The organism is Vibrio sp. MACH09 (assembly GCF_033238805.1).
In the GTDB taxonomy this organism is placed as follows: Bacteria; Pseudomonadota; Gammaproteobacteria; order Enterobacterales; family Vibrionaceae; genus Vibrio.
Genome location: NZ_BSFZ01000002.1, coordinates 1,592,851 through 1,608,666, shown reverse-complemented (window position 1 = coordinate 1,608,666; position 15,816 = coordinate 1,592,851). Strand labels below are relative to the sequence as shown.

The 15,816-nt window shown below is 42.4% G+C and carries 11 protein-coding genes; 7 read left to right on the top strand and 4 right to left on the bottom strand.

Going from position 1 to position 15,816, the window contains the following annotated elements:
* Positions 1 to 284 precede the first annotated feature (284 nt).
* Positions 285 to 728, top strand: coding sequence for a hypothetical protein (locus CHJ_RS22480; protein WP_317919105.1), 444 nt, complete (start codon positions 285 to 287; stop codon positions 726 to 728).
* Between the two features lie 130 nt (positions 729 to 858).
* On the opposite strand, the gene gcvP is transcribed toward CHJ_RS22480, so the two are convergent.
* The 3 genes from gcvP to CHJ_RS22465 form a co-directional block, all read right to left on the bottom strand.
* A complete protein-coding gene (gene gcvP, locus CHJ_RS22475) occupies positions 859 to 3,723 on the bottom strand; it encodes an aminomethyl-transferring glycine dehydrogenase (RefSeq protein WP_317919104.1) in 2,865 nt (954 codons plus the stop codon).
* A gap of 77 nt (positions 3,724 to 3,800) precedes the next feature.
* On the bottom strand, positions 3,801 to 4,181 hold the full coding sequence (gcvH, locus tag CHJ_RS22470) for a glycine cleavage system protein GcvH (RefSeq protein WP_171754537.1): 381 nt from the start codon (positions 4,179 to 4,181) through the stop codon (positions 3,801 to 3,803).
* A gap of 33 nt (positions 4,182 to 4,214) precedes the next feature.
* Positions 4,215 to 5,510 carry a serine hydroxymethyltransferase gene (locus CHJ_RS22465; protein ID WP_317919103.1) on the bottom strand — a complete coding sequence of 432 codons (1,296 nt, stop codon included), beginning with the start codon at positions 5,508 to 5,510 and terminating at the stop codon, positions 4,215 to 4,217.
* A 309-nt stretch (positions 5,511 to 5,819) separates the two neighbouring features.
* Between CHJ_RS22465 and CHJ_RS22460 the strand changes: the two genes are divergently transcribed.
* The 3 genes from CHJ_RS22460 (at position 5,820) to CHJ_RS22450 (ending at position 9,063) form a co-directional block, all read left to right on the top strand.
* The gene (locus tag CHJ_RS22460; RefSeq protein WP_317919102.1) at positions 5,820 to 6,443 is read left to right on the top strand and encodes a helix-turn-helix domain-containing protein; all 624 of its coding nucleotides are present in this window, start codon (positions 5,820 to 5,822) and stop codon (positions 6,441 to 6,443) included.
* A gap of 117 nt (positions 6,444 to 6,560) precedes the next feature.
* On the top strand, positions 6,561 to 7,724 hold the full coding sequence (gcvT, locus tag CHJ_RS22455) for a glycine cleavage system aminomethyltransferase GcvT (RefSeq protein WP_411861581.1): 1,164 nt from the start codon (positions 6,561 to 6,563) through the stop codon (positions 7,722 to 7,724).
* Positions 7,725 to 7,980: 256 nt separating this feature from the next.
* Positions 7,981 to 9,063: a S1 family peptidase gene (locus CHJ_RS22450; protein ID WP_317919100.1), complete on the top strand. Its 1,083-nt coding sequence runs from the start codon at positions 7,981 to 7,983 to the stop codon at positions 9,061 to 9,063.
* A 433-nt stretch (positions 9,064 to 9,496) separates the two neighbouring features.
* On the opposite strand, the gene CHJ_RS22445 is transcribed toward CHJ_RS22450, so the two are convergent.
* Complete coding sequence (locus CHJ_RS22445) at positions 9,497 to 10,867, bottom strand: YjiH family protein (protein ID WP_317919099.1); 1,371 nt, start codon at positions 10,865 to 10,867, stop codon at positions 9,497 to 9,499.
* A 741-nt stretch (positions 10,868 to 11,608) separates the two neighbouring features.
* On the opposite strand from CHJ_RS22445, the gene CHJ_RS22440 reads away from it, so the two are divergent.
* From CHJ_RS22440 to CHJ_RS22430, 3 genes are all read left to right on the top strand, one after another.
* On the top strand, positions 11,609 to 13,639 hold the full coding sequence (locus tag CHJ_RS22440) for a methyl-accepting chemotaxis protein (protein ID WP_317919098.1): 2,031 nt from the start codon (positions 11,609 to 11,611) through the stop codon (positions 13,637 to 13,639).
* A 273-nt stretch (positions 13,640 to 13,912) separates the two neighbouring features.
* Positions 13,913 to 15,163: a peptidoglycan DD-metalloendopeptidase family protein gene (locus CHJ_RS22435; protein ID WP_411861593.1), complete on the top strand. Its 1,251-nt coding sequence runs from the start codon at positions 13,913 to 13,915 to the stop codon at positions 15,161 to 15,163.
* A gap of 57 nt (positions 15,164 to 15,220) precedes the next feature.
* The gene (locus tag CHJ_RS22430; protein ID WP_171754530.1) at positions 15,221 to 15,571 is read left to right on the top strand and encodes a hypothetical protein; all 351 of its coding nucleotides are present in this window, start codon (positions 15,221 to 15,223) and stop codon (positions 15,569 to 15,571) included.
* Positions 15,572 to 15,816 lie beyond the last annotated feature (245 nt).

Sequence of the window (15,816 nt, the reverse complement as noted above, 5' to 3'; positions counted from 1 at the left end):
TACACGATTATACCATTGGTTTTATATTCAATATTGTTATTCCTATCAAAAAATCTTATATTTCAATTATGTAGAGTCCAAGGTGAGTGTGGCGTAACGGGACTGTTTAAACGAAATGTCATTCTTCAATTTTCAGGTTTAACCTTCGAGATTACTCTTTCATCTGACCTCAGCGAACACTTCAAACGATGGTGCATCAACCAAGTCACAAGGTTGTCGGTTACGTATTTATGGCTTTACGCTTATGCTGAAACCAATTTCTCGTAACCTTCGAAGTCTCGGTTATGATGGATAGTTTAGCTAATCGGATAGGAGAATACCTAGAGTTATGGGGTTATCCAAATGTTGAATCAAGTCGCGTTTTGTATAGTGAGGATGACAAGGATTTTGTGATTGCGGGAGAAAGTCGGAATTTGGCAGGCAAAGGTTATCGTTCAATAACCTATGCTGCTTGTGCTATTTCATTGTTAGAACTTTACAAAGGTCTAGGATTTATGATCATTGACTCGCCTTTAGTTACATACAAAAAACCAGATGTTCCTGAAGGAGAAGAAATTTCAGAAGACATGGCATCGAGTTTCTATGATTCATTGAAGGGCCTTGATAAATCACAGCAATTAATAATAATCGAAAATGAGGATGTTCCCGAGGATGTTAGTGAAGTGGTAAACCACATACATTTCACTAAAAGCAAGAGGAAAGGGAGATACGGTTTTATCCCTCATTGAATCTAATATATACAAAAGGCGAACCAAATGGTTCGCCTTTTGTTATTCAAGTTAGTTTCCAACTTAGTTATCGGTTTCCAACTCGGTTATCACAGTTTCCAACTTGGTTATCTGTGATCAACACCAAAAACTACTCTTCGTAGTTATCAATACTCGGGCACGAACAGATTAAGTTTCGGTCACCGTATACATTATCGACACGGTTTACGGTTGGCCAGTATTTTGATGCTTTCGCTTGCTTCGATGGGAAACATGCCAGTTCGCGAGAGTATGGGTGTTGCCACTCATCCGCAGAGAGATCCACTTGAGTATGCGGTGCATTAACCAGTGGGTTATCTTCTAGCGGCCATTCGCCAGCGAGTACTTTCTTGCTCTCATTACGGATAGCAATCATAGCTTCGCAGAAGCGATCTAGCTCTTCTAAATCTTCCGACTCAGTTGGCTCGACCATTAATGTACCCGCTACTGGGAACGACATTGTTGGTGCGTGGAAACCGTAGTCCATTAATCGCTTAGCAATGTCTTCTTCACTAATGCCTGTCTCTTCTTTAATAGGACGAATATCGATAATACATTCGTGTGCTACGCGGCCGTTGGTGCCACGGTAAAGTACAGGATAGTGTGGAAGTAGGCGCTCCATCACGTAGTTTGCATTAAGAATCGCGACTTTAGTTGCTTCTTTTAGCCCCGGCTCTCCCATCATAGCAATGTATGCCCAAGAAATAGGCAAGATAGATGCACTACCAAGATCCGCTGCAGATACAGCATAGTCACTGCCTTCTAGACCATTCTCAATGTGCCCAGGTAAGAAAGGTGCTAGGTGAGATTTCACACCTATCGGTCCCATGCCCGGACCGCCGCCACCGTGTGGAATACAGAACGTTTTGTGAAGGTTAAGGTGCGATACATCAGAGCCAATAAAGCCGGGCGTGGTTAAGCCTACCTGAGCGTTCATGTTGGCACCATCAAGGTAAACCTGACCGCCTGCTTCATGAACCATATCACACACTTTTTGTACCTGCTCTTCGTATACACCGTGTGTAGAAGGGTAGGTGATCATGATGCTGGATAGGTTGTCGCGATGTTTTTCAATTTTCGCGCCTAGGTCATCGATATCGATGTTACCTGCATCGTCACATTTCACTACAACCACTTTCATCGACACCATAGAGGCCGTTGCTGGGTTGGTGCCGTGCGCTGAGCTTGGGATTAAACAGACGTTACGGTGATCATCGCCACGACTTTGATGGTAGCGTTGAATAGCGATTAGACCAGTGTACTCACCAGATGCACCAGAGTTTGGCTGAAGTGATACTTCGTCGTAGCCGGTTATCTCGCAAAGCATGGTTTTAAGTGAAGAGGCTAATGCGCTATAGCCACCCGCTTGCTCGATGGGTGCGAATGGGTGCATGCTGCCAAATTCTGGCCATGTCACAGGGATCATCTCTGCCACAGCATTTAGCTTCATGGTACAGCTGCCAAGCGGAATCATTCCGTGTGTTAGGGAGAAATCTTTATTTTCTAGCTGTTTCAGGTAACGCATCATCTGTGTTTCACTATGGTGCGTATTAAACACTGGGTGCGTTAAGTAGCTAGATTGACGACGACACGACTCAGGAATAGCGGCAAACTCATTGCCAGCAATATCTTTAGACAAGTTGTCGATATCTGCATCTACACCAAATACGGCAAAGAGTGCAGCAATATCGTCAGTTTTGGTGGTTTCATCAAAGCTGATACCGATCTTGTCGTCAAACTTGCGTAAGTTGATGTCTGATTGTAGTGCTTTGTTATACAGAGCGTCTGTATTTGCACCAGTTTCAATGGTGATGGTGTCGAAGTAGCTGTTATGAGCCAGTTCGAACCCTGCTTTTGTCAGTCCAGCAGCAAGAATCGCCGTCATATGGTGTGTACGACGAGCTATGGTGCGTAGCCCTTCGGCGCCGTGATAAACCGCGTAGAATGATGCCATATTGGCTAGCAAAGCTTGCGCAGTACAGATATTGGATGTCGCTTTTTCACGACGAATATGCTGTTCACGTGTTTGCATTGCCATACGCAACGCTTGGTTGCCTTTTTTATCGATGGAAACACCGATAACACGACCCGGCATGGTACGTTTGTGTTTGTCACGCGTTGCCATAAATGCAGCGTGAGGACCACCGTATCCCATTGGAACACCAAATCGTTGTGCGCTACCAATAACGACATCTGCGCCCATTTCACCCGCTGGTTTAAGTAGGGCAGAGGCTAATAGATCAGTGGCAACAGTAACCAATGTTTTATTGGCTTGAGCGGCGGCGATGACGTCGGTTAAGTCTGTTACTTCACCTGTAGTCGATGGGTATTGTAGTAAGGCACCAAATACATCTTGTTCTGGTAATGTCGCAACACTGCCAACCATTACTTCAAATCCGATAAATGCCGCTCTTGTTTTTACTACTTCTAATGTTTGTGGATGGACGTCATCCGCAACAAAAAATACTTTGCTTTTACTTTTGCCAGCACGCTTACACAGGGTCATTGCTTCACCGGCAGCGGTTGCTTCGTCAAGCAGCGAAGCGTTGGCAATTTCCATGCTGGTTAAATCCATAACCATTTGCTGGAAGTTAAGAAGCGCTTCTAATCGACCTTGCGAGATCTCAGGTTGATACGGCGTATACGCGGTATACCAGCCCGGATTTTCCATAACGTTACGTAGAATAACGTTAGGAACAAATGTGTTGTAGTAACCCTGACCAATGAACGTACGCTTTAGTTGGTTTAAATCGGCAAAAGATTTAATTTTTTTAAGCATATCGGCTTCGCTTAATGCTGCTTCTAATGTAAGCGGCTGCTCTAGGCGGATTGCTTCTGGTACGGTCTGTTCTATCAGTTGCTCAAGCGTATCGACGTTAACCGTGGATAGCATTTTTGCTTGGTCTGCCTTATTAGGGCCGTTATGTCTGCCAACAAATTCATGTTGTGTGCTTAGGTGGTGAAGTAATTCTGTCATTTTTTCGTTTACCTTATATACCTGTTAGGTATAAAGAAGCTGCTCATGGTGAGCAGCCTTTTTACCATCAACCTAAATTAATCTTCTTCGATGCTGTTTAGGTAGTCTTCTGCATTTGTTAGTGCGTCAAGTTCTGAAGGATCGCTCATTTTGATTTTTACAATCCAGCCACCTTCATAGGATTCTTCGTTGATAAGCTCAGGGCTATCTTCTAGCTCTTCATTGACTTCAACGATTTCACCGGTAATCGGTGTATAGATATCAGAAGCCGCTTTTACAGATTCAACGAGCGAAAAGCTTTCGCCTGCTTCTACTTCTGTTTCTGCTTCTGGCAGGTCAACAAATACTACGTCGCCAAGCATTTGCTGAGCGTGCTCTGAAATTCCAAGAGTTACAGTTCCGTCGCCATTGTCTTTAATCCACTCATGGCTTTCTGCAAACTTTAGGGTCATATCCATTCTTATTGTCTCCAAAGATAATATTCAATCAAATTACTGGTAAAGCGGAAAACGGTTGCACAGTTCTTTTACTTGTTTACGAACTTTTTGCTCAACCTCAGGGTTACCTTCAGGGCTTTCTACTAAGCCATCAAGTACATCACCTATCCACTCTCCAATGAGTTTAAATTCTTCACTACCGAATCCTCGGCTGGTTCCGGCTGGCGTACCTAAGCGAATGCCAGATGTTATCATAGGCTTCTCTGTGTCAAATGGAATGCCATTTTTGTTACATGTGATCCCTGCACGTTCTAATGCTTCTTCTGTACTGTTTCCTTTCAACCCTTTAGGTCGAAGATCCACCAACATTAGGTGAGTATCGGTTCCGCCGGTAACAATGTCACAGCCACGATTTTGTAGCACTTCTGCGAGTACTTTTGCGTTCTCAACAACAGCGTCGATGTAGGTGCTAAATTCTGGGCCTAACGCTTCGCCAAATGCCACGGCTTTAGCCGCGATAACGTGCATTAGCGGACCACCTTGTAGACCTGGGAATACCGCAGAGTTGATCTTTTTATTAATATCTTCGTGGTTGGTTAATATCATGCCACCACGAGGACCGCGTAATGTTTTGTGCGTGGTTGTTGTTACAACATGTGCATGAGGAAGCGGGCTTGGATGAGCGCCTGTTGCAATAAGGCCTGCGATGTGGGCCATGTCGACCATTAATAGTGCGCCAACTTCATCAGCAATGGCTCTAAATTTAGCAAAATCAATGGTTCGTGGAATTGCAGAGCCGCCAGCAATGATCATTTTTGGCTGATGCTCTTTTGCTAGTTCTAGTACGGCATCATAATCAATTTCTAATGTGTCTCTATCTACACCATATTGAACAGCATTAAACCATTTGCCGGAAAGGGCAGGTCGTGCTCCGTGAGTAAGGTGACCACCCGCATCCAGTGACATACCTAAAATAGTATCGCCCGGTTGCAATAGTGCTAACTTAACCGCGCCATTTGCTTGAGCGCCTGAGTGAGGTTGAACGTTTGCATATTCGCATTTGAATAAAGACTTAGCTCGTTCGATAGCAAGTGCTTCGACGGTATCAACATGTTCGCAGCCACCGTAGTAACGACGACCCGGATAACCTTCGGCATACTTGTTGGTCAAACAGGTTCCCTGTGCCTGCATTACCGCTTTAGAGACGATGTTTTCTGAGGCAATCAGTTCTATTTGTTCATTTTGACGGCTGTTTTCTTGCTGAATAGCGGCAAACACTGCGTCATCAGTAGCAGATAGGTTGGTTGAGAAAAAACTCTCTAAACTGTGATTTTGAAATGATTTATGCACGGGAGTGACTCCTTCCTTTAACCAATTAAATGGTCTGTTTCACGCTGATAGTATTGAGTAGAGTTTTGCTTTAGTAGTGAGAGCTGGCTCTCGTTTATAGATGCAAAACCACTAAACTACTCTCTGTTTTTATAACTAGTTCGTAACATAACCATAGTTTTTTAATTAATCAATCAAAAAATTTCCAATAGGAAACATAATCTCGTATGGTTAGTGGTAACAGGTGTATGTTTGTTGCATTTTTGCAGTGATTTTCTGACACAGAGCAGATAAATTGTTTCACCGTATAAAAGAGAGGTAAGACCTGATATGGCCGAAGATATATTTGATGAGTACCCGTCTATTAAGCTTGAAAGAGAGAGTGCTGATGGAGCAATTGAACCACTCAAGCTTGGTCAAAAAATAAAAAATGTAAGAACTAAGATGGGGATCACATTAGAAGAGGCCAGCCAGCGAACCGGATTGGCTCGTTCTACATTATCTAAGATTGAAAATGAGCAGATATCGCCAACTTTTCAGGCGATGCAAAAGCTGGCAATGGGGTTGCAGATTGATATGCCTCAGCTGTTTGAACCGCCTAAATCCCAAGCAGCATCAGGGCGCAGGGATATTACTAAGAAAGATGAGGGCAAACCTCACCCGACACAAACTTACGAACATGAACTGCTGGCAACACAGCTTTCAAATAAAAAGATGATGCCGTTTAAAAGTCGTATTCGCGCCCGAAAGTTTGAAGACTATAGCGACTGGGTCAAGCACGATGGTGAGGAGTTTCTGCTTATTCTGCAAGGTGAAGTGACGCTCTATACCGAGTTCTATGAGCCTATAAACCTGAAAGAAGGGGATAGCGTTTATTACGACGCTAATATGGGGCATATGCTGACTTCTATAAGCGAAGAAGATGCACTGATTTTATGGGTTACCGCGAGGTAACCTTTTTTGTTTTGTTTCCCGGTAGAAACTTTACCCCTTTCTCATTTCTTATCATAAACCGATTTAAAAGATGACCAAATGTAAACAATCTGTTATTAATGTTTCCCTGAATGGAAAATGTTTATTATTGGAAACAGGACTCCCGCAAACCTAAAGGAGAAAGCGATGACTGATCTACAACAAACACCTTTACATGCACTTCACGTTGAGGCCGGCGCAAAAATGGTCCCTTTTGCTGGTTTTGATATGCCAGTTCAATATGCATTGGGTGTGAAAAAAGAGCATTTACATACCCGAGATGCGGCGGGTCTATTTGACGTTTCTCATATGGGACAACTTCGTTTAAAAGGTGCTAATGCGGCTAAAACATTAGAGGCTCTGGTACCTGTCGATATTATTGATTTGCCTGCAGGTAAACAGCGCTATGCGTTCTTTACTAATGAGCAGGGCGGAATTTTAGACGATCTTATGGTGACTAATTTTGGTGATCATATTTTTGTTGTCGTTAATGCGGCATGTAAAGAGCAAGACATTGCCCACCTACAAGCGAATTTACTCGATGGAGTAGAACTAGAGCTTATAAACGATCGTGCGTTACTTGCATTGCAAGGGCCGAAAGCTGCAGAAGTGCTGGCATCTATAGAGCCAAAAGTGGCGGACATGTTGTTTATGGATGCGCAGATTATCGAGCTGGATGGTATTGAGTGCTATGTAAGCCGTTCAGGTTATACCGGTGAAGATGGCTTTGAGATCTCTGTACCAACAGATAAAGCGGCGTCTTTTGCTCGCAAACTAACCGATCATAGCTTGGTGGAATGGATTGGACTTGGGGCGCGTGATTCATTGCGTCTGGAGTGTGGTTTGTGTTTATACGGACACGATTTAGATACGACCACGACACCAGTAGAAGCTAGCCTATTATGGGGTATCAGCAAGAACCGCCGTACAGATGGCGAGCGCGCAGGTGGTTTCCCGGGGGCTGACATCATCCTTAATCAAATTATTACAAAAGACGTAGCCAGAAAGCGTGTAGGTTTAGTAGGACAAACTAAAGCACCAGTGCGTGAAGGCTGTGAGTTGTTTGATCAAGATGGTAATAAAGTCGGTGTCGTCACCAGTGGTACCGCGGGTCCTACAGCAGGTAAACCGGTTTCTATGGGCTATGTTGCTACTGAATTAGCGGTTGTTGGAACGGAAGTCTTTGCTGAAGTTCGCGGTAAAAAGCTGGCAATGACTATTGAGAAAATGCCGTTTGTACCGCAACGTTATTATCGCGGCTAATTTTGCGTAATGAGAATTATTACTATTTGACTTGTCGCTATTTCATGTAGTATTATCAATAAGATAGGTACAGAAGAGAAAGTATCAGCTTAACGCAGGTACTTTCTCTTTTTGTTAGAGTGCTTATTGATGATTTGATTACTAATTGAGTTTGTATTTAGATCACCTATCATTATATTATCGGTCACATATGGGGCTTATCCATTATGGCTAATGATAGAGTACACATGAAGTTTGATGTTTTTTAAGTGGTAATATGAGAAAAGCTTGGTTTTTTAGTACAGTTTTCCTACTCAGTAGCCTAGCTATAAAGGCGGCTACCATTACGCCTTATATTGTGAACGGCACACCAACAACGTCAATCGCTCATCCAACCTTTGCTAGTATTTACACCTATGCTGACTTTCACGATGGTTCTTATTTATCTGGTGCTCGATGCGGAGCGACCGTACTTAATAGTACCCACATACTAACCGCTGCTCACTGTGTATCGAATAAGGATATTTCTGCTTTCCTACAAGAGTTTACGATAGTCCTTCCTCAATTAAGTAATCAGGCTGACTTTGATAAAATTTCAGAGTTTCTTGCTACAACTAAGTATTGGGTGTCCGATATCTTTGTTCATCCTAGTTACAACGACAGTACAATTGAAAATGATATTGCGATATTACGCTTAGAAACTGCGCTTCCAGGGACGATTCCAAGTGTCAATATTGTTGGTAATCAAAATGAGTATAGAGGGCTGGCAAGCCAAAATTATATAGCCGTTGGACATGGGAATACTCAAACGGGTGTGGATTCTACTACCCAGTTACAGCAAACGACCCTTAATTTGGTGGCTAATGCTCTGTGCGGCTATTCTGGGGTGGCACCTGCAACTCAGCTCTGTATGGCGGGGGCGGCCATTATGAACAACCTTGAAAATGCCACATGCCAAGGTGATTCGGGCGGTCCTTTATATTGGACCGATACTGTGCCTAACCCTGATGTTACCTATCAAGTTGGTATTACTAGTTATGGACCGGGTACGCCATATACTTGTGGGAGTACCACTTTTCCTGGAGCAACTTCTGTTTTTACTGAAGTCGTAGATTATCAGCCATGGATAGCGGATATCATTGCAAATACAGGATCAGCAACAGAAAATACGGCTAGAGAAGCGACGCCTTCAGATGGAGCCAGAAATGTTTATCGTGCGAATAACACTGCAAACGACTTTGTCTCTCAACCTTCGGTTTCTGCACCATCCAGTTCTTCAGGCTCTAGCGGTGGATCAATACCATTGTGGCTATTACTGCTCTTGCCAGTAATCACCTACGTTAGGCAAAGACGCCTTTAAACCATTTCAAAAAGCTAGTGTAGAACGAAACTATTTATCTATGACCACTAGGTAGACTTGAAGAGATGGCATTCTACTACAGTATCAATTTCTCAACTTACGCCAACAACACTTTCATTAAATCGCGTCAAGTTTCCCTTATTTAAGGGGGCTGATAACCTTGCATGAAGATTATACCCTTGTCGCGGTTTATTGAACGGGTTGATGCAGAATATCACCCCGTAATCATTGATAGCGGAAATGATTATCCTAGTCAGTGACCGGGACAGTGGCTCTAGTGGTGGAGGTGAATCGATGCCATTGTGGTGATTAGTCTTACCGGCCATCTGACGCAATTAAGAAGACGAACACGACACTATCAATGAAGGTAATAAGAGAGAAAAAAGGAGCATAAAGCTCCTTTTTTCTTGTACAATTATGTGTGAGATTTGTATCAGAATATCATATGGGCGATACCCGCGATCACAGGCAGGGTGATCAAGGTACGCAAAATGAAGATAACAAACAGCTCAACTATATTGACTGGAATGCGGCTACCCAATAGCAATGCACCTACTTCAGACATGTAAATTAACTGAGTAACTGACATCGCTGCAACAACAAAACGAGTTAGCTCACTGTCTACTGAAGAGATAATAATCGCAGGTAAGAACATGTCTGCAAAGCCAACGACCATGGTCTCTGAGGCGGCAACAGCATCAGGAATAGCAAGCAGTTCCAGAAACGGAACGAATGGCTTACCAAGTATTGCAAACACAGTGGTGTATTCAGCGACGATTAAAGCAATGGTTCCTAAGCCCATAACAACAGGCAAAACGCCAAACACCATATCAACGGCATTTTCAACGCCATCATTAATAACACGCTTAATGCTTGTTACTGTCGACGCTTTTTTCAAAGCCAGCTTAATGCCCCATGAAAATACGCCATGTCCTTCAGGAATCACGTCAACATCTTTATCCGGTGCACTGTTGTCGACATAAAGATCTTTTTTAAGGCTTAACGGTGGAATTCGCGGAATTATAATCGCTGCGACAATACCAGCCAGACAGATAGAACCATAAAATGGAATAAAGTATTGCTCTAACTTAACTTGTGCCAGTACTACAAGGCTAAAGGTAATGGAAACCGCAGAGAATGTGGTTCCAACGACAGCCGCTTCTCTCTGGGTATAAAACTTGTTCTCGTATTGCTTAGTGGTCAGCAAGATACCTACGCTGCCATCGCCTAACCAAGACGCCATACAGTCGATAGCCGAGCGACCGGGTAAATTAAATACTGGGCGCATGACTTTACTTAAAATGGTGCCAAACAGTTCTAATAGGCCAAAATTAAGTAATAATGGCAGCAACATTCCTGCAAATATAAATACGGCAAACAGTGTTGGCAACAAGCCTTCGAGTACTAATCCACCGGTATTCGCTTCCCATACTGCTTCTGGACCAATCTTGAAATAGGTCATCGCAACGGCTAATCCACCGATAACTCTTACCGCTAACCAGAGCGGTGACGGAGTAAATAAGCGATGCAAAAAAGCGTTCTTAGCGATAAATGAAGGCTGAACGGCTCTGTATAGTAAAGAACTGATTGCCATGAAGCTGATGATTATCGTAACTACGGTAACCAAGTACGCGTCCATAACACTGATAAGGGATTTTGCCAGAACAGCTACTGGGATGGTTAAATCTCCGTTGTAGCTAACAGGTGCCATAAAGAGGAATAGGCCAAGTAGTGACGGGATGAGAAATACCCAAAATGTGCTTTTATTCTGTGGTGTCTCTGTGGTCTCTGAATTGTTTTGCATTTTATGTCTCTAAATAACAAGTCGTTTTGTTGCCATATCCTTTGGCGCTGTTATTTTTTATACATCCATATCAAAATCGTGTGCGAAGATTAACGATAATCATCGTTCATTGCAATACTATTCACTAATAAAGGAATAATATGCAGTAATTTCATACTGTAAAGTAATGGCTTTGAGCGATTTATATACAGTTATATGTTTTCTCAATAGTAATTATAGTAAGAATATTAATCCCAGATATATGCATAACTACTAGTGCGAATGTGAATGATAAATCAGCCGAACATAGTGTGTTACCTTGGCTCACTTACCATGCAGAGTACGTTATAATCACCAACTTGTAAGAGCATTAAGTCACGGTACCGTAAATTTATTCTATATCTACTTAACTATCTTGGTGAAACTTTACCGATAGCGCTAGTTCATTTCTGCTACAAAAGCGCGAATTTCTGCATATCAGCCATATGAATAAAGGTGACATTAAAAGTCATCACATCAAATGTTGCCATACTATTGATTGTTGTATTTAGTGCTAATTTAGTCTCATTTATTGATTTTATTCTCTATCCTTTAGTCAAAAAAGTTATTGATTAGTCCGGTAATTTTAAATTATATAAAACATTGTGTTGGTGTACCGTGCTGCAATCGTTTACTTGAATATAAAATGTTCTTTATATACCTTTTTTGAATTATAATTAGATCTACATCTCGTTTTATGTGAAACAAGTTGAGAAGGCAAACATGCTAAATTACAAAAATAAGAGTATTGGTTTTCAATTGAGGCTAGTCGTTGCCCTTTGTTTAGTTATTGCTTTTGGTGCAATCGGAGTGATGGCTTACCAAAATGCGTCAAAGGTTTTGTTAAATAAAACATTAAATGAACATCAACATCGTGTGGAAGCTTTAGCCAGCGTATTAGAAGGCGAGTTCCAGACAATATTAGACAGTGCCAAGAGTTTAGAATCGGCATTTCGCAATGGTTATTTGGCGGGTGTTTATCTTGAAGATAGAACGGTTGAGTTTGCCGGTAAGCAAGTAAGAGACATTACTCAGTTTGGTGAGTCGTTGGTAGGAGACACTAAGCTAGTTGATGCCTTTACCCGAGATACGGGTTCAATTGCAACTCTATTTGTTCCGACTGGTAATGACTTTATTCGCGTTTCAACCTCACTGAAAGATCAAGCGGGTAATCGAGCTGTGGGAAGCATGTTGGGTAGTAATCATCCCGGCTATCAACAGCTTAAGAGTGGCCAGCCTTATTATGCCAAAGTGATTCTTTTTGACATGCCATATCTCACATATTATCAACCGATAGTGACATCGAACGGGTCTATTATGGGGATCTCTTTTATTGGCGTTCCTGTAGAAAAAGCGACGGCTCAGATCTTTGCTAAATTGGGCGAAATGACATGGGGTGACAGTGGTTTCACCAGCATTATTGATAATAGTGAGCAGTCAAAAGGCAGATACTTACTACATCCTTCAAAAAGGATAAATGATCAGCCAATCCAAACTGAACGTGATGTAAATGGCAATGCTGTGTTTAATGAACTGTTTGCCAATAGCGACGGTGTGATCCAGTACAACTTAACAGACGACTCGGCTCAAGAACGATACATCGCTTACGCAGAAGTACCGGGTTGGGACTGGAAAATAATAGGTGGAACTTATGTTTCTGAAGTGACCAAAGAGAGTTTAGACCTATTTAAAACCATTCTAATGATTTCTGTGGTGGTTGGTCTGCTTACCTTTGTTGTTGTGAGCCTCTTTTTATCACGCATTATTAAACCGTTAGAAACCTTGTCTGCCTATATGGATAGATTTGGTAAAGGCGAAGTAAGCTTGTCTATCAATAGGGGCGATGATACTTCTAAAAATGAAATTGTTCGTTTAACTAACGGCATGAGTGATATGGCGGTAAAACTGAATGGTTTGGTTGGCGATATTCGTGGCACCAGTGATACGGTGTACCAACAAGCTAACGGTGTTTACCAAGACGCGCAAAATAGTTTAGTACAGTCCGATAAACAGCAACAACGCGTAGAGCAAGTGGTAACAGCGGTAGAAGAGATGGCAACATCGGCGCAGTCTGTTGCAGGGCAAGTAGAGTCCATCGCGGCAAGTGTTAAACAAGCGAATGATAACAGCCAATCAGGTTTAACCATTGTAGAGCAGGTGAGCAGTGACATGGCTGCGCTTAATGGCCTGCTAGAGCAATCTGCAATCGCCATTGATAGTGTGGCAAAAGACAGTGACGGTATTCAAGATGTTACGAGAATGATTGATGAAATTGCAGAGCAGACCAACTTACTGGCGTTAAATGCTGCCATTGAAGCTGCGAGAGCGGGAGAGCAAGGAAGAGGCTTTGCGGTTGTTGCAGATGAAGTACGAACGCTAGCGCATCGTACTCAAACGTCGGTTCAAGAAGTCGTGGCCATCATCAATAAACTTCAGCAATCTACATCTGGGGCAGTGGCGTTAATGCATGATAGCCAAAATAACGCGACTCAAGTGTTGGAGAGAACCAGTCAGGCTGGCGATGCGTTGCAGTCTATCGCACAACAGGTGAGTGAGATTTCAGAACAGTCTGAAACTATAGCAGCAACGTCTGATCAACAAGCGATGGTTTCTCAAGAGATTGCGGAAAGTATCTCTGACATCAATAAGCTAAACAGTGAAACGCGAGAAGTAACTGCTCAGTCAGCCAATAGTGCTGAGAGTTTACAATCTCAATCGACAGAGCTGAAAAAGCAGGTGGATTTTTTCCACTAAACCCAGTTCGATCATGACGCAAAAAGACCAGCTTTCGAGCTGGTCTTTTTTGTCTGATGTAAAAGTAAGTAAAGCTAAGTGTGAGCTGACGTCTAAATTGTTATATTATATCATTTTGCCTTATGGTAGTCTTTCTGTAATAGTTAATGAGCTGCTATGTCAGCTATCACTAGTAGACTTTTCTTGTATATTTTTACTGCTGTTTGACTGGATTAATTTGTGTTAAAAACGTTATTTTCTCGATTGGGCAACCTGTTTTCGCCTGATATCTCTTTGCGTACTAAGTGTCTATTAGTACTGTTTCCTGTTGTATTAATTGTGATTTTTGCTTTGTTAGGTTCCATGGATTCATCGGGACGAAAAGAACTCACACTTCAGTTTAATGAAATGCCGTCGTATCCTGACCGGCAAAACATAGAGCCAACCACTTCTTATGATTCCGCCCCTGATTTTCGTTATCAGATTCAAAAAGGGGACAACTTAAGCGCTATTTTTACTCGCTTAGGTTTCAACTATTCCGATCTATTGAAGATCATGGAAACCGACTTAAACTATCTCATGCTAGACACCTTGATGCCGGGTAATACCTTGCTGTTTTGGGCTGGGGAAGAGAAGACAACGCTAGAAAAAATGGTGTTGCAGTTTAACATTGCTGATCAATTTTCTTATGTTCTTTTGGATGATGGCAGTTACGAGTACAAAGACATTTCCATCGCCGGTGAGTGGAAAATGGCCGCCATAACTGGCGAAATTCATGGTAACTTCTCTCTCTCTGCAAACAAAGCAGGCTTAGGGAAAAATGAAATTGAACAGGTTAATACCCTGTTGAAGGACAAAATTAATTTTGCTCGCGACTTACGAGCGGGAGATAAGTTTGAGATAGTTGAGAATCGCCAGTATGTTGGCGACAAACTGTCTGGAAACAAAGAAGTCGCGGCTATCCGAATTCACAACCGGGGTAAAACAGTAACGGCTTATCTTCATTCAGATGGTCAATATTACGATAAGAATGGTGATAGTTTGCAAAGAGCATTCCAGCGCTATCCAACCAATAAGCGTTATCGTATCTCGTCGTCCTTTAATCCTAAACGTAAGCATCCCGTCACAGGTCGGATTTCGCCACACAATGGGACAGACTTTGCGGTGGGTATTGGCACCCCAGTCTATGCGACTGGAGACGGCAAAGTCATTCTGACAAAGAATCACCCATATGCCGGTAAGTATATTGTTATTCAACACGGTAGCAGCTATAAAACTCGCTTCTTGCATTTAAGTAAAATCTTAGTGAAGAAAGGACAAAAAGTGTCTCGCGGTCAGCGCATCGCTCTATCGGGGAACACGGGTCGTTCAACAGGACCACATCTTCATTATGAGTTTATTATTCGAGGACGTCCGGTAAACGCGATGACGGCAAATATTCCTATGGCTAGCTCAGTGCCTACAAAAGAGCTCGACGAGTTTAAAACTAAGATTGCAAGCTACAATGAGCTACTTGGCCAAACTTACGCCAATAACCTAAATTAGCCCATACATATTGGCGGGCGTTGGGTATAATGCGCTATCAGAATTTGGAGTTTAGTTATGTTACAAAATGAATTTGAGGTATTGGTTAATGCCTTATGTGAGAAACAGAGCCTACCTGATGCGTTAGAGATGCTTAAAAAAAGTGAAGATGAAGACATCGCTCAAGCTGCGGAATCTTTAGTAGGTCAGTTTGCCTTGGCGGATGTTGAAGGAGAGAAGCGTATTTATCACGTTTCTCTACAAGAGAATGACCAAGGTGAAGAGGAAGAATTTGTAGAGCATGTTATGAACGAAGGCGATGACATTATTAAGTTTATTGCTTGGTTCTTTTTTGCCATGTTTGATGTAAAACAAAAAGAGACCTATCAGTTGGCTGGAAAAACCTATAAACAACCCAAAAGAAGTTAATCGCTTCTATGATTAATTGATATGAGTGAATCTCATTTGGTTAATACATAAGGAGTTGTTTGTGTCAGTTTACCCTACAAAGTGGATTGTTCTGTTGGTCGGATTACTATTTTTGGCTGGTTGTTGTAATGGTTCTGGTCCAGGGCCTCGGGCGTATGTTGATGTTCAAACAACAGTACAGCAGCAGAGCTGAATGCACGAAACAGTAAAAACTCAATGTTAAAAGGGAAACCATAGTGGTTTCC